This window comes from Arthrobacter oryzae (assembly GCF_030812315.1).
Taxonomy (GTDB): domain Bacteria; phylum Actinomycetota; class Actinomycetes; order Actinomycetales; family Micrococcaceae; genus Arthrobacter; species Arthrobacter oryzae_B.
The window spans coordinates 473,491-493,245 of sequence record NZ_JAUSSM010000003.1 but is presented as its reverse complement, the minus strand read 5'-3'; the positions used below and the strand labels follow the sequence as shown (position 1 = coordinate 493,245).

Sequence of the window (19,755 nt, the reverse complement as noted above, 5' to 3'; positions counted from 1 at the left end):
AGGGATACGCTGGAGACAGACCTTCATTCCCCCGGAGAGGACTTCCATGAGCGACTTCGAAACCGTGACCGTGACCGACGTTCCCGCCGACGCCAAGATCCTTGACGTGCGCGAGGACTACGAATGGGCGGCCGGGCATGCGGAAAGTGCCCTGCACATTCCTTTGGACCAGCTGCCGGCCCGGCTCAGCGAACTGGATCCGGACGAGGACCTGTACGTCATCTGCCGCACCGGCGGCCGTTCCTTCCGTGCGGCCAAGTGGCTTGTAGGACAGGGGTATTCCGCTTTCAACGTGGCCGGCGGAATGGACCAGTGGCTCGAGTCCGGGCTGCCGCTCGTCTCGGATAACGGCCTCAAACCGGTCATCCTCTAGCATTTTGCGGCCGCCCTTCACTGGTGCCGGCAGCCGTATAAGCCTGCCGTCCGCCGGGCGGCACTGACATGATCAATCAAGGACAATCCATGCCCGCGTCGCCCGTCACCTACACCTTCCTCGGCCCGGAGGGCACCTTCACCGAGGCTGCGCTGATGCAGGTGCCGGGAGCCGTCGAGGCTGTCCGCATCCCCTCCTCCAACGTCAACACCGCACTGGACAAGGTTCGTGACGGGTTCGCCGATGCGGCCATGGTGCCCATCGAGAACTCCGTCGAGGGCGGAGTGACGGCAACGTTGGACGCCATAGCGTCCGGGCAGGAGTTGAGGATCATCCGCGAGGCGCTGGTTCCCATCAGCTTCGTCCTGGTTGCCCGCCCCGGGGTCGAGATTGCGGATATCCGCAAAATCTCCACACATGGGCACGCCTGGGCACAGTGCCGGCTCTGGGTGGAATCGAATATGCCCGACGTGGAATACATTCCGGCCTCCTCCACCGCGGCGGGGGCCATGGGCCTGCTGAACGAGGAGGGCGTGCACTACGATGCCGCCATTTGCGCGCCGATCGTGGCCACTGAGCAGCCCGGACTGCGCGTACTCGCTGAGAACATTGGGGACAACCCCGGCGCGGTGACTCGTTTTGTCCTGGTCAGCCGGCCCGGAGCGCTGCCGCACCGCACCGGTGCGGACAAGACCACGGTGGTGGTTCCGCTGCCGGAGGACCGCCCGGGTGCGCTGATGGAGATCCTGGACCAGTTCGCCACCCGCGGCGTGAACCTCAGCCGCATCGAATCACGGCCCACCGGGCAGTATCTGGGCCACTACTTCTTCAGCATCGACGCCGACGGCCACGTGGAGGACGCCCGGGTGGCGGATGCCCTGGCCGGCTTGCACCGGATCAGTTCCACCACGCGCTTTCTGGGTTCCTACCCCCGGGCGGACGCGCAGAGCCCCGAAGTCGAACCGCACACCTCCGACGACGCATTCCGGGCCGCACATGAATGGGTGGCAGGGATACTAAAAGGGGCATCCTTCGAGCCCGCCCAGCCGCCGCAAGGTTCGCCAACAGCTTAGACAAATGCCCTTCCGGGTACTTCCCCGCCTGCACCGCAGTGCGTATGCTTGCCTGATCCATTGGGGAAGACCTCTACCGGAAGGAGCGGGTCATGTCAGGATCCAGTACCGACAACGACGGCCAGGGAATGATTGTCAATCCCAAACCGACTGCCGACAACCAGGACTGGGACGGCGACGATGCGGACCGGGCAGATCGCCTGCGCTTCGAAGAGGAACAGGCCATGATCCGGGAACAGTCCGAAGCCCGCGCGGCGGCAAAGGCCGCAGCGGAAGCGGAACAGAAGAAGGCCAGCGCCTGAGTCCGGAGCCTCCGGGCAGTCTGCCTTCCTGGAGGCCTAGTGCGGGGTGGATTCCCCTGCGGCCATTTCGCCGCCCTTGCTTTCCGTAACCCGAACCAACAGCGATCCCGGCTCCACCCGGACGGTCACGTCGGTGGCCTCTCCGGAGGGGTCGCCGTCGATTTGCGTGGCTACCGGCTCTGCACATTTGATCACGATCTTGCCGGAGCGGTAGTAGCTCATGACCGGCAGGTTCCTCTTGTGCTTGAACATGATCTTTGCGTACATCGCGATCCACCCGATGGCACTGCGCGGGCTCATCACCACGACGTCCAGCATGCCGTCGTCGATCATTGCCTGCGGGATGAAGTCGATGCCGCCCGGAATCAGGCCGCAATTGGCGAACAGCACGCTGCGGATCTTCCGTGACTGTTCCGGCTGGTCGTCCAGGGCTATGGACACCTTCTTGCGGCGTCCGGGCAGGTGCCTGACTCCGGCCTCGGTGTAGGCAAGCCAGCCCACTGCCTTCTTCAGACCGTCGTTGGTGTCACCGACTACCTCGGCGTCCATGCCCATGCCGGCAATTACCAGGAACGCATGTTCCGACGAGGTGCCCGTCCGGGAGTTCCTGATGCCCATGCGGGCCATGTCGATGTGCCGCTGGTGTCCGAACAATGCTGTCTGGACGTTGCCGTGGAGGTCGTAGACGTCGAGGTCGATGTTCCTGGCCAGCAGGTTTCCCGTGCCCAGCGGGATTAGGCCCATGGGTACATTCGTGCGGGCCAGCTTCTCAGCCACCACGCGTACCGTTCCGTCCCCGCCGCCCACGAGGACGACGTCGGCCCCGCTTGCAAGCGCCGCCTCGGCCTGGGAATATCCGGGATCCTCGGCGGTTGTTTCGAAAAAGACCGGGGCGTCCCAGCCCGCGGACAGGCAGGCACGCCGGATCAGTGCGGTGGCTTCCGAGGACTTTGCCTTGACCGGGTTCATCACCACGGCAACTCTCTGACGGGACAGGCCCGGGTGGTACGTGTCCTCCTGGACAGCGCTGCGCGTATGGAGCGCCTTGAGGCTCCGCACGCCCCACCAGCTGGAGACCGCGAAAGCCAGGGCCGCCGTGATGATGAGGTAAAGCAGCCAATCGTTCATGGTGCTCCAACACTATCCCGCGCAGGAGCCCGCACGGCCCACCGCGTCATGGCGGGCGGATTCGATACTCTTGTCTGGTGATCGACGTAAAAGACCTCAGCGAAAATCCGGACAAGTTCCGTGCCAGCCAGCGCGCCCGCGGCGCCGACGAGTCCGTAGTGGATGCGATCATCTCGGCAGATGCGGCGAGGCGGGCGGCCCTGATCCGCTTCGAAAACCTGCGCGCCGAACAGAATGTCTTCGGCAAGAAGGTGGCGCAGGCCAAGGGCGGGGAAAAGCAGGCGCTGCTGGCCGAGGTCAAGGTCCTGGCCGCGTCGGTCAAGGCGGCCTCGGCTGAGGCTGACGTTGCGCAGGCGCAGCAGGAAGAGCTGCTGCGGGCCATCCCCAACCTGATCGTCGACGGGGTTCCGGAAGGCGGCGAGGACGACTACATCGTGGTCAAGACCGTCGGCGAACCCCGGGAGTTCCCTGATTTTGAGCCGAAGGACCACCTGGAAATCGGCGAGCTGATCGGGGCCATCGACATGGAGCGCGGCGCCAAGGTGTCCGGCTCACGCTTCTACTTCCTCCGCGGCGTGGGTGCCCGGCTGGAAATGGCGCTCCTGCAGATGGCCATGGAGCAGGCCATCGATGCCGGCTTCGTTCCCATGATCACCCCCACCCTGGTCCGTCCGGAAACGATGCAGGGCACCGGTTTCGACGTCAAGCACGACGCCGAGATCTACCGCCTTGCCGAAGACGACCTTTACCTGGTGGGTACCTCGGAAGTGGCCCTCGCCGGGTACCACGCGGACGAGATCCTGGACCTCTCCGCCGGCCCCATCCGCTACGCAGGCCAGAGCTCCTGCTACCGCCGCGAGGCCGGTTCGCACGGCAAGGACACCCGCGGGATCATCCGCGTCCACCAGTTCAACAAGGTGGAAATGTTCATCTACACCACGGTGGAGGAGGCGGCCGCCGAGCACGAGCGGCTGCTGGCCTGGGAAGAGGAGATGCTGGCCAAGTGCGAGCTCCCGTACCGGGTGATCGATACCGCCGCCGGCGACCTCGGCAACTCGGCCGCCCGCAAGTTCGACTGCGAAGCCTGGGTTCCCACGCAGGGCGCGTACCGCGAACTGACATCCACCTCGAACTGCACCACGTTCCAGGCGCGCCGCCTGAACATCCGTGAGCGCGTGCTTAACGAGGACGGGGCGCCCAAAGGAACCCGCGCCGTCGCCACGCTGAACGGCACGCTGGCTACCACCCGCTGGATCGTGGCCATCCTTGAGCACCACCAGAACGAGGACGGCTCGGTGAACGTCCCGCGGGCACTCCAGAAGTACCTCGGCGGCCTGGAAGTTTTCCCGGTCCTCTCCTGATGTGCTGAGAAATCCCCGTCACGTGGTCGGTTCCCCTGGTAACGCCGGGGGGATTAGGCCGCGCGGCGGGGATTTTTGCGCCGTGATCCCAGCGGCCGCGAGCTTGCGCCTCAGCAGCTCGGGGTTGGTTGCGGCTTTCCAGTCCCAGCGGACGACCGTGTAGCCGAGCGCCCGGAGCCTGTCCTCACGTTTCTTCTCGGCCAGAATGGCTTCGCGCGTGCTCCTTCCGCCGAGAAGCGAGTCGTCGAGATACTTCGCGTCGCCGTCGAACTCCCCGATGACGCCATGCTCGGGCCAGAAGAAATCCGTCCGCGCTATGAAGCCCTCATTGTCGTAGAACGTGTGCTGCAGGACGGGTGCGGGGAGCCCCAAAACATGGATGAGTGCCCTGCTCATGGATTCCCCGACGGATTCTGATTTCCCGTCCGCCAGCGCGAGCACCTCCAGGACCCGGCGGTGCTTGGCAGCCGAGCGCAGACGGGAGGACGCCTCCTGCAGCTCTGTCCGGGTGAGGTCCTCACCCTCAGCGCGGCGGCTACCCAGCACGGCATCCACAATGGCCACAGCCTCCGGCAGCTCCAACCGGACGACGCAGTCAATGACCGTCTGCAGGAGCGACGTGACATTTAGGCCATGTCGCTCCACGATGTCAGCCGCCCAGTGATGCCGGGAGACTCCGTAGCCCCGCGCGTGTTCCAGCCCGGTGAGGCCGGTTTTCGGATCCGCTGCCGCCCGGGTGGTCGACGGGAGCCTGCCGGCCTTGTGCGGCGACCGCGTGATGACATGAATGTGCTCCGGTACCCGGGGGAGGGGCAACCGCCAGATCCGAAGAGCAGTCAGGTAGCAGAAGGCCACGGACGGATCACTGCACGCCACCGCAGCTACCGTGGCGGCATACCGTTCCCAGGCTTTGAGCCCGAGCCATGCCGCCTTGCTGCAATAGACGCCAGATCTCACCCGGACCAAGTCGCCCTTGTTGTACGCGCGGCTCAGGCCACGGCTACTTCCGGCCAGGGCGCGCCTGCGGCTGGCTAGCATCAGGGTGGGGAGTGCGGTGGCCATGGTTTCCATGCTGCGCGGGCCTTCCCGGCGCAGCCAGACGCGTCCTACCGGATGTGGATAAGTCCCGTTAACTCCCCTCCAAGCGGACCCTTCCCCCGGGAACGCGGCGGGGAGTTGACCACTTGGCGGGGAATTTTGGGCGCCGGGGCGGCGTCGAATGGGAGCGCCGGGCGGAAACATGACACTGCGGTAAACACTCACAGCGTGGACAACGCTGTGGGTGTTTACCGGAAGTTAACAACGGCGTGTGGCGTGTGTCCTAGCGGCTGTCCGGGGTGTCTGCTCTACTAGGTGAATGACAACTTTGACTGAAACCTCAGTCGCTGGCAACGACGACCAGCGAAACAACGGCAAGAACACTTCAATCCAGAAGCTCATGGTTGCCCTGGATGTTGACGGCACGCTCGTCAACCACGACGGCCACATGTCGGCCCCCGTCCGCGAGGCCGCACAGGCGGTGGTAGCTGCTGGCCACGAGGTCATGATCGCCACCGGCCGTTCTCTGAATGCCACGCTGCCCATCATTGAGCAGATCGGGATCGAAACCGGCTACGCAGTCTGCTGCAACGGCGGCGTGACTCTCCGCCTGGACCCGGCACACCCTGATGGCTACGAGGTCATCCGTAAGGCAACGTTCGATCCCGGGCCCGCGCTCCGTGCCCTTCGGAAGCGGCTTCCCCTGGCCAAGTACGCGCTGGAGGACGAGGACGGCAATTTCCTGTCCACCGAGCGGTTCCAGGACGCCAGCTTCGGCGTCGAGGCCATCGGTGTGGACTTCCAGACCATGCTTGATGCCACGGCCGTGCGCGTGGTGGTGTTCAGCTCCGAAAACACGTCGGAAGACTTCAATGAGGCCATCAAGCACATCGGCCTTGCCGGCGTCACCTATTCAGTGGGCTGGACCGCCTGGCTGGACATCGCCGCCGAAGGAGTGACCAAGGCCAGCGCCCTGGAACACCTCCGCGGCCACCTGAGCATCGAGTCGCACCTGACGGTGGCCATCGGCGATGGCCGCAACGACATCGAGATGCTCACCTGGGCTGGCCGGGGCGTTGCCATGGGCCAGGCGCCTGAGGAAGTGGTCGCCGCCGCGGATGAGGTCACCATGTCCGTGCACGACGACGGCGCAGCGCACGTCCTCCGCAGCCTGCTCTAAGGCGGGGCTGCTTAGGGTTCGGCCGCAGCCACGGCAGACCGAACCGGCTGCCTAGCGGACCTCGAGGATCAGCTGGAGCAGCCGGGCCGCGGCCGGGCGGGCCGCGTGCTCCTCGTTCCATTGCGCCCGGGCCACTGCTTTGCTGACCGCCTGGGTGGTGATGCCGAGTTCCTGGGCGACCGCTTTTTGCTGGCCACGCACGCCGGGTGTCAGCAGATCCAGGACGCGCCACTCGGCTGCGCTGCGGCCGTGGACGATGTGGCCGAGCAGCTTCAGGACGGCCTCCGATTCCGCGGCGAGGTCAGCCAACGGTCCGTCAACCGCGACGGGGATGCGCTCCTTGCCGTTGCGCAGCCGGTCTACAGCCCGGCGCGCGTAGATCAGCCCGTGGCCCGTGGCGTCTTTGATCTGGTTGGGCAGCGGCTCATTTACCGGCCCGACCCCGATCCCAACGAACCAGCTGCCTGAGCGGAGAGCCACGAGGGCGGCGTCCACGGCCTGGTGCGCACAATCGACGATGCCCTGGACTTCGTCCTCCACGGACCGGTCGAAATCGAGGCGCGCGGGTATGTGCCGCAGGTCCTTGAGCAACTGCGGCACCCGGTCGCCGTCGCGCCGGCTGTCCGTTTGGTTGATGGTCAGCGTGAACATTCTGGATGACAGACTACCCCGTGGCAGGGCTCACGGGTTCAGCTCCTTGGGCGACGCCGGACCGGAGGTCTATGGCGGTGAACTTTTCGTCGAACGTGTCCCCGCTGCCTCCGCCAAGAGCGGAGGCGAAGGCGACCAGGAGGTAGACGGGCGCGAAGGACCAGCAGACGGCGCGCCAGCCACCGAGCCAGGCTCCCGACGTCGTACCGTCCACGATTCTGACGGAACGCATCCCGGCGGCGGCGTCGCCCAGGCTGCCTGCGGTGCCCATGACCATGCCGTAGGCAAAGAGGACCAGGAACCAGATTGCGGTCAGGGCGGCGACGAACAACCCGTCATTGGAAAACAGGGCCAGGGAGAGCGGGCCCAACGCCAGGTTCCGGACCAGGGCGTTCAGGACGGCCATAAGCGTGCAGGCAACCAGGATTACCACGAGGGCATCGAGGCACCGGCCCCAGAAGTGCGGCCAGCCGGCCATTCGTACGTACCAGGCACCCGAGGCTGTGTGACGGCGGACGGGGCGCCCGTTGGCAGGGTCGATCAGTCCGGTGCCGCCGGACCAATTCTCAGGTGTAGCCACGGACTCAGCGGATGGGGGCAGGTACCGCGGGGTACCGCTGGTCAACGGTGAGATGCCGGGCCTTGGGACCGTTCATCGTGGGGCTGGATCCCCCTGCCGCGGCGAGAAGCAGGAACAGGGCGACTATCGGAAACAGCACAGTGCGCGAGAATGTGACCCAACCGGACCGCCAGAACCCCGGCTTTCCGCCTGAGGAGGAGCGCACAATGCGCGTGCCCGCCGCCAGCCCGCCCAGGGAGCGGCCGCGGGGGAAACAGAAACCGTACAGCCAGGGTGTGACCAGCCAGGCGGCGATGGCAGCAACTATGGCTTTGCCTGTGGTGCCCGTGTCGGACCCGGCAACCGAGACATACGCTATGGCTGCAACTACGGCGACAATGCCAAAATCCACGCACCAGGCCCCGAGCTGCTGCCAGGCGCTGGCTTTGACCACGGGCTGGCCGTTGCCGAGATTCGTGGTTCTTTTGCGGACGCTTTCAATCAGCTTGGCATCCACGTTATACGCCCAAATCCACGAGGGCGCGGACCTTGTCCTCGGCGGTCCGGTTGGAGATCTTGGTCAGTTCCAACTGCGCCTCGCCGTCTTCTTCGTGCGCCGTCAGCCCGTGGAGTTCCGTTGCGGACGTGTAGATGGTCAGGGCACTGAACGTGCTCACGGCCAGACTGATTGCCCTGATCACGGTCACTCCGAGTGTGCTGCCCAGAACCTGTGGCGCGAGCTTTTCAAACTCCGGGCCCGTGATCTTCCGAGTGGCCTCATCGGCGGACTGAACCTTGGCCGCATTCGCCAGTTCCATGATCCTCGCGGGGAACTCGGAACGGTCCACCACAGTGAAGGTGTGCGATCCGCTGGAGTCCACGAGTTCTTCCAGCACTTTGTCGTCATGCACGTAGCCGTACAGCCACACCTTGTCTGACTCCTTGGTCAGTTCCGCAGTGACAACACGTTCGCCGAGCCGGCGGAGCGCCATGATTCCGGTGATCTCTTCGGTTGCGCCCAGCTTGGAAGGCACAGTGTCCCCTTCGGCGACGAGGGGGATTGCGAGCCCTTTCGACAGGAGGCTGCGCAGCGCCACGTTGCACAGAAGCTCCTTCTGGTCCGGATGCTGGGACAGCCAGGGCAGCTCCACGGCCTGGTGCTGGTCAATGCCGTCGAGGGCCACAATTTCCTCGTCGGTCAGCACCGGGAGGGTGAAGTCTTCCTCCTGACCGCGGCTGAGTACGGTCTTGGCGCACTCCACATCATGCTGAGTCAGTCTTGAGATGATGCTTTCGGTCATGAGAAAAGCCCTCCTAGGCTCTTAACGGGATTGCTAAAGACTTCCTTGGCGCCGTTCCAGGTGTCGCTGACCGCATCCTTGGCGCCGTTCCAGGCGTCGCTGGCTAGGTCCTTTGTGCCGTTCCAGGCGTCGCTGGCCGTGTTCCCGATCCACTTCCCGGCTGCCTGGCCCCACTCACTGTCGGCAATCATGTTGCCCAATGCCCAGCCCCCGGCCACTAGACCTGCGCCCACCACGATACCAATGCCCACCGGGTTGGTCAGGAGTCCGGCTGCCATGAGGAGGGACCCTCCGCCCGCTATCACACTGAGGCCGCCGCCGATGCGGTCGCCAGTTCCGCGCCAGCCGTCGTGTTCCGGGTTGAACATGTCATAAATGCCGCCGCCGATTGCGAACGGGGCGAGGGCGGGACCCGCGAAACGTCCCCATTTGGAAAGCATTTTGGTGGCGCCCAGGAAGTCGTCGGACAGCTTGAAGGCGGGCTTCAGGAGCGTCCCCGTGGAGTCAAGAATCTTCTTGTTGGACAAGAGTCCCCGCCAGTCATTGAGCATTCCGGCTGCGTCCTTGATTTTGAAGAACATGCCTACTCCGGCGGCGCCCCAGTCGAACGCGTCCTGGAGCCAGTTTCCGTCGTCGCCGTTGCCGGCCCCGCCAGGGCCGCCGCCGCTACCCGTGCCGCCCGCACCGCTGGTGCTGGCGCGTTCCTGGTCGTCTGCGTTGGCGCGCAGTTCCTTGGAACCCTTCTCCAGGAGCTGGGATGCGGCCAGCAGCGTTTTGCGGTGGGAGGAGTTCCATTCCTCCTTGAAAGAGTTGGCATCGTTTCCCGTCCATGCCGTGGACGAGCCGATGAGGTTGCTCAGGGTCTTGCCCTGAAGCTGCAGTACCTGAGAGGCCCGCTGGAAGTCTTTGGCCAGCGAACGCAGTTGTGCGATGTCCGCGCCGTAGAGTCCTGCCACAGTGTTCCCCTTTTTCCAGCGCCGAATCAAAAACAGCATGAACTTACCCCGCGGCGGTTGGCCCCGCGATGGGCAGAACAGCCCATACCGCCCCATCGGTGCGCTGCGGGAGACCGAAACCGCAGCGGCGCGGGGCGCCTTGAATCAAACCGCACCCGCCGCCGTCGTGCAAGTCAAAGACATCCGGCGAGGTCATCCACGCGACCGGTTGGGTGGTTGTGAACCTGCCGCGAAGATGTTGCGATGGGGGAGGACGCTGCCGACGGCGGCACTGACGGAAGCGGAGGACGGGCCATGGCGAACGCCCCCAGTACGAAAAGGGTCAGCGCGGCGGGAAACGGCGGCGCCGGTGACGGAACGGCTGACAAAGTCGAACTTGAACTCGTGGACCGCTGGTGGCGGGCTGCCAACTACCTCTCCGTGGGCCAGATCTACCTCCGCTCCAACCCGCTGCTGCGTGAACCGCTCAGCTCTGAAGACACCAAATCCCGCCTCCTGGGCCACTGGGGCACCACACCCGGGCTGAATTTCGTCTACGCCCACCTCAACCGGGCCATCCGCAGGGACCGGCAGCAGATGCTGTTCATTGCAGGTCCCGGCCACGGCGGCCCGGCGGTGGTGGCCAACGCCTGGCTCGAGGGCACTTATTCGGAGATCTACAGCAACGTGGGCGACGACGAGCCCGGGCTGGCGGAGCTCTTCCGCCAGTTCTCCTATCCGGGCGGCATCCCCAGCCACGCGGCGCCCGAGACTCCCGGCTCCATAAGCGAGGGCGGCGAACTCGGGTACTCGCTGGCGCACGCCTACGGATCCGTTTTCGACAATCCGAAGCTCATTACCGCCGTCGTTATCGGTGACGGTGAGGCGGAAACCGGGCCGCTGGCCGCGAGCTGGCATTCACACAACTTCCTGGACCCGGTGGCTGACGGCGCGGTGCTGCCCATCCTGCACCTGAACGGCTACAAGATCGCCAACCCCACCGTCCTGGCCCGCATGCCGGAGGCCCAGCTGGAACAGTTGCTCCGCGGATACGGCCACAATCCCCATTTCGTCACCGTCGCCGATCCTCACGACACGGCGGCTGCCCACCGGGACTTCGCCGCGGTTCTTGACACCTGCCTCGCCGAGATCCGCGCCATCCAATCGGAGCGCCGCGACGCCGGCACGGCATCGGCAGACGGGGCCGGTGCCGCCGCCGGTGCCGCCCAGTGGCCGATGATTGTGCTGCGTTCGCCCAAGGGCTGGACCGGCCCGGGGCGCGTGGACGGCAAGCAAGTCGAGGGCACCTGGCGGAGCCATCAGGTGCCTCTATCCGAGGTCCGCACCAATCCCGAGCACCTTGCCCAGCTGGAGCAATGGCTGGAATCCTACCGGCCCGGCGAACTCTTCGACGACCACGGCCGCCTCCGGCCCGACGTCGCGGAAAACGCTCCCGCGGGGGAGCTCAGGATGAGCGCTACGCCCCATGCCAACGGCGGCACGCTGCTGCGCGACCTGAAACTGCCGGACTACCGCGAGCACGCCGTCGAGGTGCCCAAACCCGGTGTGGACCGGGTCAGCGCCATGATCACCCTCGGGGCCTGGATGAGGGACGTTATTTCCGGGAACCCGGAGACTTTCCGCCTTTTCGGCCCCGACGAGACCGCCTCAAACCGCCTGCAGGACGTCTACGAGGTCACCGACAAAGTGTGGCAATACCGGATCGACGACGTCGACGAGCACCTCGCGCGGGCCGGCCGGGTAATGGAGGTGCTTAGCGAGCACTTGTGCCAGGGCTGGCTGGAAGGCTACCTCCTGACCGGGCGGCACGGCGTGTTCAGCTGCTATGAGGCGTTCATCCACATTGTCGACTCCATGTTCAACCAGCACGCCAAGTGGCTGAAGGTCCACCGGGGGCTCGCCTGGCGGCGGCCCGTGGCGTCGCTCAACTACGTGCTGTCCTCGCACGTCTGGCAGCAGGACCACAACGGCTTCTCGCACCAGGATCCGGGCTTCATCGACCATGCTGTGAACAAGAAGGCGGAGGTCATCCGCGTGTACTTGCCGCCGGATGCGAACACGCTGCTGTCCGTGATGGAGCACTGCCTGGATTCCCGCGATTACGTCAACATCGTGGTCAGCGGCAAGCAGCCCTCACCCACCTGGCTGGGGCCGGCCGATGCCGCCCACCACTGCCAGCGGGGGCTGGGAATCTGGGAATTCGCAGGGTCCGAGGTGCAGGGTGAGGAACCGGACGTAGTGCTGGCCTGCGCCGGGGACGTTCCCACTGTGGAGACGGTCGCAGCGGCCGAACTGCTCAAGGAAGGCGCGCCGGGGCTGAAGATCCGCGTGGTCAACGTGGTGGACCTGATGCGGCTCCAGGACGCCAGCGAACACCCCCATGGACTGACGTCACGGGACTTCGACGGTATTTTCACGAAGGACAGGCCGATCATTTTCGCCTACCACGGGTACCCGTCGCTGATCCACCGGCTGGCCTACAGGCGCACCAACCAGGAAGGCCTGCACGTCCGCGGCTACAAGGAAGAGGGGACCACCACCACGCCGTTCGACATGGCCATGCTCAACGGGATCGACCGGTTCCAGCTGGCCATCGATGCCATCGACCGGGTTCCGGGCCTGGCGGAGCGTCACTCCCTGCTCCGCCAGTCGCTGCAGGACCGGCGCATGAGGGCCCACAACCACACCCGCAGCCACGGCGAGGACCTGGACGAGATCAGTGATTGGGCCCTCGGCAGCTAGCCGGGCGCTCGGCAGCTAGCCGGGCGGGCCGATGAGGTCAGCGAGCTGGTGGGACGGCACATGGATCCAGCCCTCGCTGAGGGCTGCCGCGGCTTGATCCCCGGCAGGCCGCAGCGTCTGGCCGAGGCTGACCGCCCGGGCCGTGAGGGAAGCGATGACGGCGTCGAACATGTCGTCAGAAGCTGCCAGGTCACCGCGGTGCCCGGCAAGGTCCAGCCAGGGTGCCGCAGTCTCTAAATTGTCCAGGATGAGGCCCAGCCGTTCGGACTCCGGGGCACCCCGCCCTTTGTACCCTCGGGTGTGGAGACCCCAGAGCTTCAGGGAGGCTGCGGGGTAGACCTCCGCCAGCCGGCCGGCGCCGTCCCTGGCCTGCGGCCCGTGAACCCGGGCGATCTTGGCTTGAATGACAGCGCAGCGCATCGCGGGATGTGCCAGCCGGTCCGCGGAGACGCTGAGCGGGATCAGCCCGGTCTTGGCGGTGACGAACCGGTCGGTGTCCCGGTAGGCCAGGAGCCGGCGGCCTTCGATGCCGTCATGGTCCAGCACCGGGTGCGCGTCGAAGTTCAGGTGCCCGGCAAGGAAGGGAAGGAAGGCGTCCGGCCAGCCGACCGGGCAGTCGATGCCGGTCATGTCCGTGCTGCCGAACAGGTCCACGATCTCCTCGTCGGTGACATCCAGGGAGAGGTGGAGGAGCCGGGCACCTCCGCCGGTCCAGTTGATCACCGCCGCCGCCGTTTTCCTGGTGGCGGCCGCGAGGTCCACGCCCAGCGTCCTCACGGGCGGGCCGGGGCGGAAGTCAGCTGGCTCAGGTGCATCCGAATAATCTATGGGACGGGGGCCGTTGGAACACCGGCTCAGACCGCGCGATAGCGGAGCGCACCGGAAAGCTCTCCCCGGCTTTCAAGGCCCTGGCCGGAGGCGAACCGGGCCCAGGTGGCACGGAGGGCACGGCCCTGGGCGTTGATCTCGTCCCAGGTGGCACCCTCGAGCAGCCCGGCACCCTCCCAGGTCCGTCGGTTTCCGAACAGCAGCGGCAGGTCAACGGTGTGGGCGGCGCCGTAGAAGTTCCCCGGCGCGGCCCAGGACAACACATAGCTGTACGCCTTGCCTCCCGCCCGGGCGTGCCGGCGGGCAAACCTCCGGGCCGGCCGGCCATACACCGCTTCGGTCACGGCGCAGCTGAGGCCCTTAACCACCGCGTCGCCCAGGACCGGGATCTTGGCCAGCCGGCTGGCCACGGGACTGCTCGGCAGGAACAGGCGCGCCTCGTCGGAGGTGTGGCCGATCAGCACCTCGATGTGCGGCGCGGTGGTGTTCCACGCTGCCTCGATGCCGTATTCCGGCGGCAGCGGGGCATGCCCGTACTGGGTGCCGAACGGCATGGCGGCCATCAGCCCGTACTTCCGGGCCACTTGGGAGACATGGTCCTCGATGGCGACGACGTCCATGGCCGGGGTGTCCTCGGTGACGGCTTCCGCTGCGACGCCCATGGCGGCGTTCATTTTCGCCCGGCCCCTGGCAATTCCCAATGGCGCGCTTTGGATGATGGCTCGCTGGAACAGCGATGGCGCTTCCGGTGTCGCCATAAGGTGGGCGACGGCGTCGCCTCCTGCGGACTGGCCGAAGGCGGTGACGCGTTCCGGATCGCCGCCAAAGGCGCCGATATTGCGCTGTACCCACCGGAACGCCTCAAGCTGGTCCAGCAGGCCCAGGTTCGCGGGCCGGCCGGTTCCGGTGGCCAGGTATCCGAACAGGCCCAGGCGGTACGTCACGGAGACGACGATGACGCGGTTCTCGGACACCAGGGCCTTTGGATCGAAGATCGCCAGATCCCCGGAACCGGAGGTGTAAGACCCGCCGTGAAGCCAGACCATGACGGGGACCCGCTCGCCGTCGGCAAGGTTGGCCGGAATGGTGATCGAGAGGCACTGGCAGTCCTCGCTGCCGGGCAGCTCGCCGTAACGGGTGCCCAGGATGTCGTCCAGGAACGGCACAGGACCCTGCGGGCAGGCGGGGGAGAGCGACGTCGCCGCGCGAGCCTCGGTCCAGTCGGGAGCACTTGCCGGTGGCTGGAAACGGCCTGCTGTGGCGTAGGGGATCCCCGTGGCGCGCAATACTTCACCGTCCCGCCAGCCGGTGACGGGACCGCACGGAGGATTGAAGGAAGGCTCGGAAGTCACAAGCCCAACAATTTCACAAATTCCTGACACATCCCTGGAAACGGCCGAGCGGATACTTGAGGCCTGGACCCGCGCGGGGCGGTTCCGGGTCTCAAGTGTCCGTTCGCGCTCGGAGGGGGGCTAATTAAACGACGACGGCGGGTGCCGGGTTCGCGTGAACCCGGCACCCGCCGTCGAACCGTTTTCTAGTGCGCTGCCGGAACGTAGCGCTTGATGGATGCCTCCAGCTCGGCTTCGGCAGCGGCGCGGTCGCCCCAGCCCTCGGCCTTGACCCACTTGCCCGGCTCCAGGTCCTTGTAGCGCGTGAAGAAGTGCTCGATTTCCTTGATCAGGAATTCGCTCACGTCGCTGACCTCTTTGATGTGGTCGAAGCGGGCATCGGTGGGCACGCAGAGGACCTTGGCGTCCCCGCCGCCGTCATCCGTCATGTTGAACACGCCGATGGGGCGGGCTTCGACGATGACGCCCGGGTGCAGATCGAAGTCCTGCAGGAGCACCAGTGCGTCCAGCGGGTCGCCGTCTTCGCCGAGGGTGTTCTCGAAGAAACCGTAGTGGGTGGGGTACTGCATGGAGGTGAACAGGACCCGGTCCAGGCGGACGCGGCCGGTCTCGTGATCGACTTCGTACTTGACGCGTGACCCCTTGGGGATCTCGATTGTCACGTCATGCTTCATGGAATGCTCCTCGACTTCAGGGTGTTCGCGGCACACAGGACCATCAACTGAAGGAGTGTCGGTGCCGCCGACTACTATTGAGGATATAGCGATAGGCCCAGGTTTCATGAACTAGTGGGGACATTTCAGGACTAAAGGACCAACAGCAGCATGAAACGCATGATGAGACGCGCGGCCAGACATCCCTGGTACGCCATCATCAGGCGGCATCTGCCCCTGGCGCTGCTGACCATCCTGGTCGTGGCGCTCGCCGTCCCGGCTGCCATGCTTGTCGCGCCTGCCTTCACCGGCCAGGGCACGGAGCAGAAGACCCCCGAATCTGCGGTTCCCGCCTGGCAGCAGGTTCCCCGCGACCTCTCCCTGCCGCAGGGCATTGCGCCCCTCAAGGACTCGGCGCCAGTCCCCTGGCCGGACACCCTCGCCGCCCAGCTCAACGCCACGCTGAAAACCGACGGCGGCGGAACGTTCACCGGTGTCGTGCAAGACGCCGCCACCGGCCAGGTGCTCTTTGACCGTGGCGGGGCTGAGAGCAGGGTCCCTGCCTCCAACATGAAGCTCCTGACCGCCGCCGCCGCTGTCCGGTCCCTCGGACCGGACCACCGCTTCTCCACCAGAGTGATTGCCGGCAACGACACCGGATCGGTGGTCCTGACCGGCGGCGGCGACGTGCTGCTTGGCGCGGGGGAGTCATCCCGGGACGATGTGATGGGCCACGCCGGGCTCGCCACCCTCGCCCGGCTCACGGTTAAGTCCCTGCAGGACAAAGGAATCAAGGGCCCGGTGCAGGTGCGGCTGGACGACTCCCTGTTCACCGGCCCGGCCCTGAATCCTACCTGGAGCCCGGAAGACGTGGCTGCCGGCGAGACCGCACCGCTGTTCCCGCTGGCTCTGAACTCGGCCCGCTACGACCCCGCCGTCACCACCGGACCGCGCCCGCAGGACGCCGCGATGAGCGCGGCCGAGGCGTTTTCCGCCCAGCTCACGGCGGCCGGTGCCGCCGCCGGACTGACGGTAACTCCCGGCGTCGTGCGCGGCGAGGCGCCTGAGGCGGTAGACACGGACGCCGCAGACGCGCCCGGTGCAGATGCGCCCGGTGCAGAACCGGAGGCCACAAAACCGGCCGACGGCGGTGCTGCTCGCGGCGATGCTGCCGACGGCGGTGCCGCAATCGACACTGCTGACGGTGGGACCGCGGCCACCAGCCCGGGCAAGGTGCTGGCCGAAGTCCAGTCCGCCACGGTACGCCAGCAGGTGGACCTGATGCTGCAGACCTCGGACAACTACCTGGCCGAGGTCTTGGGCCGGATGGCGGCCGTCGCAGCGGGACAGCCCGGCAGTAACGACGGCGCCACCGCCACCGTTTACAAACAGGTCCAGGACCTGGGAATCTCCACGGACGGCCTCCGCGTTGCCGACGTCTCGGGCCTGTCGCTGGGCAACCAGGTGTCGGCAGGGCAGCTGTCCGACGTTGTCCGGGCCATTACCTCCGGCACCGAGCCCAGCCTGCGGGCCGCGATCGGAGGCTTTCCGGTGGCAGGCCTCACAGGAACGCTTGGCAGCAGGTACACGGACGCCTCCACGGAGCGCGGTGCGGGACTGGTGCGGGCCAAGACCGGGACGCTGAACTCCGTGATTGCCCTCAGCGGCTATGTTGTGGACGCCGACGGCCGCCTCCTGGTGTTCTCGTTTATAGGGAACGGTCTGGCGCCGGGCGCGGCGGGCAACAAGACGGCGCTGGACCGCACCGCGACGGTCCTGGCTTCCTGCGGCTGCCGCTAGCCTCTAGGTTCGGCCGCTGGCTTCCATTTTGCTTCCGCAGTGCCAAACGCGGCGGTACCCGGTTGCGCCACCATAAAGACGGCGGACAGAACGGCCTCCAGCTGTTGTCCCGCCTGTGCGTTCCGCCGGGCGGCCGCTGGTTCGCCGGACAGCGAACTTAAGGCGCAACCGCGGGGTGCTGTGATCTGATGGACGCATGGAGTCAACTGGCGATTCATCAGCACAGGCCCAGGCACTGATCAACTGGGAGCTCGCAGCGTCAACAGCAGCACGCCTGGCTCCGGCGGGCCCCTCTCTGGGGGCCGCCGAAATCGGGGCGGCCGTGGAGAACCTGCGCCTCATGGCGGACATTTCCGTGCCTCACGTCCACGACATCACCGGACTCGAGGCGGCGCGCGACCTCCGCGATTCCTCTGTGCTGGTGGTGGACCGCGCCTCCTGGGCCAGGGCCAATACCCAAAGCTTTGCCGTGATGCTCAAACCGGCCATGGAAAAGATGCTGGAAAGCCGCCGCGGAGCCATGAGCCCCGGCGCGCTGGCAGTCAGCGGAGCCATCACCGGAAGCCAGCTGGGCGCCGTGCTCGCCTTCCTTTCCAGCAAGGTCCTGGGCCAGTACGATCCGTTCTCGGCGCTCGCCGACGACTCCACCACCCCCGCTGCCGGGCGCCTGCTGCTCGTGGCACCGAACATCATCCACGTGGAGCGCGAACTCAACGTTGCACCCGAGGACTTCCGGCTTTGGGTCTGCCTGCACGAACAGACCCACAGGGTGCAGTTCGCCGCCGCACCGTGGCTGCGACACCACATGCTGAACGAAATCGACAACCTCAGCGAACACCTGCTGGGCAATGTCGACTCCCTCCTCGAGCGTGCGTCGGCCGCGGCGCGGTCGCTGAAGGACCGCACGGCCACCGGAACGGCTCCTGGGCGCGGCGCCATCCTGGACCTGCTGCAGGACCCTGAGGAAAAAGCCTCGCTCTCGCACCTAACGGCCGTGATGAGCCTGCTCGAAGGCCATGCCAACGTGGTGATGGACGCCGTGGACTCCAGCATTGTTCCGTCCGTCAAGACCATCCGGCAGCGCTTCAACGCCCGCGGCAAGGACCGCGGCGTCGTGGAGAAGTTCATCCGCAGCCTGCTGGGCCTCGATGCCAAGATGCGCCAGTACACGGACGGCGCCAAGTTTGTGCGGGCCGTGGTGGACGTGGCCGGCATGGAAGGCTTCAACCGCGTCTGGGAATCCGCCGGGAACCTCCCCACGGAGCCGGAAATCCATGACGCCAAGATTTGGCTCGAACGGATGGGGCTCTAGTTTGTCCCAGCCTGCAACCGGACGACGGCGGCCCGGCCGGCTGTCGCCCGTCGTCGGCAAGGCGCGCAAAATGCTGCAGAACGCCCTGGCCGACGCCGGCTACCCCGAACGGGTGCTCGTCGCCTGCAGTGGCGGCCCGGATTCCCTTGCCCTCGCGGCCATCGCGTCCTACTTCGGCCGCCGCGGCCACGTGGACGGCCACCCCGTCTCGGTGGGCGCCGTCGTCGTCGACCACCAGTTGCAGCCCGGCTCCGCCGGCGTCGCCGCCCAAACCGCCGGCGTCCTCCGGGACCTGGGGCTCTCCCCGGTGGAAGTGCGGCAGGTCGACGTCGCGTCCACCGGGATCGGCCCCGAGGCCGCGGCCCGGGATGCCCGGCATGCGGCCCTGGAGGATGCTGCCGCCCAGGCCGGGGCCGGCGTGATCCTCCTCGGCCACACCCTGGACGACCAGGCGGAGCAGGTGCTGCTCGGCCTCGCCCGCGGCTCCGGAACACGCTCGCTGGCGGGAATGCGGCCGGTCCGCGGGCTCCTGCTGCGGCCTTTCCTTGGCCTCCGGCGGGCCGACACCCTGGAGATCTGCGCAGTCGAGGGACTGGATCCGTGGCACGACCCCAGCAACTCCGACCCGTCCTTCGCGCGGTCCCGCACGCGGGTGGAGGTCCTGCCCCTGCTGGAGGACAAGCTCGGTCCCGGCGTCGCTGAATCCCTCGCCAGGACGGCAGCCATCCTGCAACTGGACGCCGACTACCTCGACGACGTGGCGAACAGCACGTATGAGCAGCTGGCGGAGCAGTCAGGCACCGAAATCAGCCTGCCCGAAACAGCTCTGGGGGAACTTGCCCCCGCCATCCGGTTCCGGGTCATCGCCAAGGCGGCCGCCGCCGTCGGAGGCCAGCAACCCAGCTACCAGCGCCTGCTCGCCGCGGAGGCGCTCCTGCGCCGGCAGGGTTCCGCCGGGCCCGTTGAACTTCCCGGCGGCGTAAACGCCTACCGGCTTTCGCTGGCGCAGATCCTCGCCGGCGAAGGGCAGAATCAGCCGGGCCCTGCGCGGGATGCCGCCACCGGCGGTCCCCGCGAAGCCGCCCGCTGTGGGAAGCTAGTATTCCGGCCTCAAAAGCCGCCTCAAAAATAGTCGCACCCGCATCT

The 19,755-nt window shown here is 66.5% G+C and carries 19 protein-coding genes; 9 read left to right on the top strand and 10 right to left on the bottom strand.

The features are described from left to right. Positions 1-46 precede the first annotated feature (46 nt). The 3 genes from J2S97_RS09095 to J2S97_RS09085 all read left to right on the top strand — a co-directional run bounded on the left by J2S97_RS09095 (position 47) and on the right by J2S97_RS09085 (position 1,748). Positions 47-373 (top strand): rhodanese-like domain-containing protein, encoded by a 327-nt coding sequence (locus J2S97_RS09095; protein WP_307048501.1) that lies wholly within the window; start codon positions 47-49, stop codon positions 371-373. An 89-nt stretch (positions 374-462) separates the two neighbouring features. Beyond that, positions 463-1,446 (top strand): prephenate dehydratase, encoded by a 984-nt coding sequence (pheA, locus tag J2S97_RS09090; protein ID WP_307048499.1) that lies wholly within the window; start codon positions 463-465, stop codon positions 1,444-1,446. Positions 1,447-1,538: 92 nt separating this feature from the next. Further along, complete coding sequence (locus tag J2S97_RS09085) at positions 1,539-1,748, top strand: hypothetical protein (protein ID WP_214951831.1); 210 nt, start codon at positions 1,539-1,541, stop codon at positions 1,746-1,748. 36 nt (positions 1,749-1,784) lie between these two features. Here the strand turns inward: J2S97_RS09085 and J2S97_RS09080 are convergent, their stop codons facing one another. Beyond that, on the bottom strand, positions 1,785-2,876 hold the full coding sequence (locus J2S97_RS09080) for a diacylglycerol/lipid kinase family protein (protein ID WP_307048497.1): 1,092 nt from the start codon (positions 2,874-2,876) through the stop codon (positions 1,785-1,787). A 77-nt stretch (positions 2,877-2,953) separates the two neighbouring features. Here J2S97_RS09080 and serS point away from each other — a divergent pair, with 77 nt between their 5' ends. Continuing rightward, the gene (gene serS, locus J2S97_RS09075) at positions 2,954-4,237 is read left to right on the top strand and encodes a serine--tRNA ligase (RefSeq protein ID WP_307048495.1); all 1,284 of its coding nucleotides are present in this window, start codon (positions 2,954-2,956) and stop codon (positions 4,235-4,237) included. Between the two features lie 18 nt (positions 4,238-4,255). Here the strand turns inward: serS and J2S97_RS09070 are convergent, their stop codons facing one another. Then, positions 4,256-5,299, bottom strand: coding sequence for a hypothetical protein (locus J2S97_RS09070; protein WP_307048494.1), 1,044 nt, complete (start codon positions 5,297-5,299; stop codon positions 4,256-4,258). Positions 5,300-5,594: 295 nt separating this feature from the next. Here J2S97_RS09070 and J2S97_RS09065 point away from each other — a divergent pair, with 295 nt between their 5' ends. After that, the gene (locus J2S97_RS09065; RefSeq protein WP_307048492.1) at positions 5,595-6,455 is read left to right on the top strand and encodes an HAD family hydrolase; all 861 of its coding nucleotides are present in this window, start codon (positions 5,595-5,597) and stop codon (positions 6,453-6,455) included. 51 nt (positions 6,456-6,506) lie between these two features. Here J2S97_RS09065 and J2S97_RS09060 read toward each other — a convergent pair whose 3' ends face one another. The 5 genes from J2S97_RS09060 to J2S97_RS09040 are packed head-to-tail and all read right to left on the bottom strand — an operon-like array spanning position 6,507 to position 9,922. After that, entirely contained in the window at positions 6,507-7,106 is a 600-nt protein-coding gene (locus tag J2S97_RS09060) for a hypothetical protein (protein WP_307048490.1), read from the bottom strand. Between the two features lie 13 nt (positions 7,107-7,119). Further along, positions 7,120-7,686, bottom strand: coding sequence for a hypothetical protein (locus J2S97_RS09055; RefSeq protein ID WP_307048488.1), 567 nt, complete (start codon positions 7,684-7,686; stop codon positions 7,120-7,122). Positions 7,687-7,690: 4 nt separating this feature from the next. After that, entirely contained in the window at positions 7,691-8,182 is a 492-nt protein-coding gene (locus J2S97_RS09050) for an RDD family protein (RefSeq protein ID WP_307048486.1), read from the bottom strand. Position 8,183: 1 nt separating this feature from the next. Then, on the bottom strand, positions 8,184-8,966 hold the full coding sequence (locus J2S97_RS09045; RefSeq protein ID WP_307048484.1) for a hypothetical protein: 783 nt from the start codon (positions 8,964-8,966) through the stop codon (positions 8,184-8,186). Beyond that, entirely contained in the window at positions 8,963-9,922 is a 960-nt protein-coding gene (locus J2S97_RS09040) for a hypothetical protein (protein ID WP_307048482.1), read from the bottom strand. Before J2S97_RS09040 ends, J2S97_RS09045 begins: the two co-directional genes overlap by 4 nt. A 294-nt stretch (positions 9,923-10,216) precedes the next feature. Here J2S97_RS09040 and J2S97_RS09035 point away from each other — a divergent pair, with 294 nt between their 5' ends. Beyond that, complete coding sequence (locus J2S97_RS09035) at positions 10,217-12,664, top strand: phosphoketolase family protein (protein ID WP_373460534.1); 2,448 nt, start codon at positions 10,217-10,219, stop codon at positions 12,662-12,664. A gap of 15 nt (positions 12,665-12,679) precedes the next feature. Here the strand turns inward: J2S97_RS09035 and J2S97_RS09030 are convergent, their stop codons facing one another. The 3 genes from J2S97_RS09030 to J2S97_RS09020 all read right to left on the bottom strand — a co-directional run bounded on the left by J2S97_RS09030 (position 12,680) and on the right by J2S97_RS09020 (position 15,518). Continuing rightward, positions 12,680-13,441, bottom strand: coding sequence for a DUF429 domain-containing protein (locus J2S97_RS09030; RefSeq protein WP_307048478.1), 762 nt, complete (start codon positions 13,439-13,441; stop codon positions 12,680-12,682). A gap of 77 nt (positions 13,442-13,518) precedes the next feature. Further along, positions 13,519-14,844 carry a carboxylesterase family protein gene (locus tag J2S97_RS09025; protein WP_307048475.1) on the bottom strand — a complete coding sequence of 442 codons (1,326 nt, stop codon included), beginning with the start codon at positions 14,842-14,844 and terminating at the stop codon, positions 13,519-13,521. Positions 14,845-15,029: 185 nt separating this feature from the next. Beyond that, positions 15,030-15,518, bottom strand: a complete 489-nt coding sequence (locus tag J2S97_RS09020) for an inorganic diphosphatase (RefSeq protein WP_214842693.1) — start codon at positions 15,516-15,518, stop codon at positions 15,030-15,032. A gap of 150 nt (positions 15,519-15,668) precedes the next feature. Here J2S97_RS09020 and dacB point away from each other — a divergent pair, with 150 nt between their 5' ends. From dacB to tilS, 3 genes are all read left to right on the top strand, one after another. Next, positions 15,669-17,297, top strand: coding sequence for a D-alanyl-D-alanine carboxypeptidase/D-alanyl-D-alanine endopeptidase (dacB, locus tag J2S97_RS09015; protein WP_373460526.1), 1,629 nt, complete (start codon positions 15,669-15,671; stop codon positions 17,295-17,297). A 196-nt stretch (positions 17,298-17,493) separates the two neighbouring features. Continuing rightward, complete coding sequence (locus J2S97_RS09010; protein ID WP_307048472.1) at positions 17,494-18,609, top strand: zinc-dependent metalloprotease; 1,116 nt, start codon at positions 17,494-17,496, stop codon at positions 18,607-18,609. Between the two features lie 70 nt (positions 18,610-18,679). Beyond that, a complete protein-coding gene (gene tilS / locus J2S97_RS09005; RefSeq protein WP_307048470.1) occupies positions 18,680-19,741 on the top strand; it encodes a tRNA lysidine(34) synthetase TilS in 1,062 nt (353 codons plus the stop codon). Positions 19,742-19,755 lie beyond the last annotated feature (14 nt).

What these genes read in the sequence shown, in the direction of transcription:
- J2S97_RS09095 (WP_307048501.1), top strand. Translation starts at nt 47, where the DNA reads ATGAGCGACTTCGAAACCGTGACCGTGACCGACGTTCCCGCCGACGCC.
- pheA (WP_307048499.1), top strand. Translation starts at nt 463, where the DNA reads ATGCCCGCGTCGCCCGTCACCTACACCTTCCTCGGCCCGGAGGGCACC.
- J2S97_RS09085 (WP_214951831.1), top strand. Translation starts at nt 1,539, where the DNA reads ATGTCAGGATCCAGTACCGACAACGACGGCCAGGGAATGATTGTCAAT.
- J2S97_RS09080 (WP_307048497.1), bottom strand. Translation starts at nt 2,876, where the DNA reads ATGAACGATTGGCTGCTTTACCTCATCATCACGGCGGCCCTGGCTTTC.
- J2S97_RS09070 (WP_307048494.1), bottom strand. Translation starts at nt 5,299, where the DNA reads ATGGCCACCGCACTCCCCACCCTGATGCTAGCCAGCCGCAGGCGCGCC.
- J2S97_RS09065 (WP_307048492.1), top strand. Translation starts at nt 5,595, where the DNA reads ATGACAACTTTGACTGAAACCTCAGTCGCTGGCAACGACGACCAGCGA.
- J2S97_RS09060 (WP_307048490.1), bottom strand. Translation starts at nt 7,106, where the DNA reads ATGTTCACGCTGACCATCAACCAAACGGACAGCCGGCGCGACGGCGAC.
- J2S97_RS09045 (WP_307048484.1), bottom strand. Translation starts at nt 8,966, where the DNA reads ATGACCGAAAGCATCATCTCAAGACTGACTCAGCATGATGTGGAGTGC.
- J2S97_RS09035 (WP_373460534.1), top strand. Translation starts at nt 10,217, where the DNA reads ATGGCGAACGCCCCCAGTACGAAAAGGGTCAGCGCGGCGGGAAACGGC.
- J2S97_RS09020 (WP_214842693.1), bottom strand. Translation starts at nt 15,518, where the DNA reads ATGAAGCATGACGTGACAATCGAGATCCCCAAGGGGTCACGCGTCAAG.
- dacB (WP_373460526.1), top strand. Translation starts at nt 15,669, where the DNA reads ATGAAACGCATGATGAGACGCGCGGCCAGACATCCCTGGTACGCCATC.
- J2S97_RS09010 (WP_307048472.1), top strand. Translation starts at nt 17,494, where the DNA reads ATGGAGTCAACTGGCGATTCATCAGCACAGGCCCAGGCACTGATCAAC.
- tilS (WP_307048470.1), top strand. Translation starts at nt 18,680, where the DNA reads ATGCTGCAGAACGCCCTGGCCGACGCCGGCTACCCCGAACGGGTGCTC.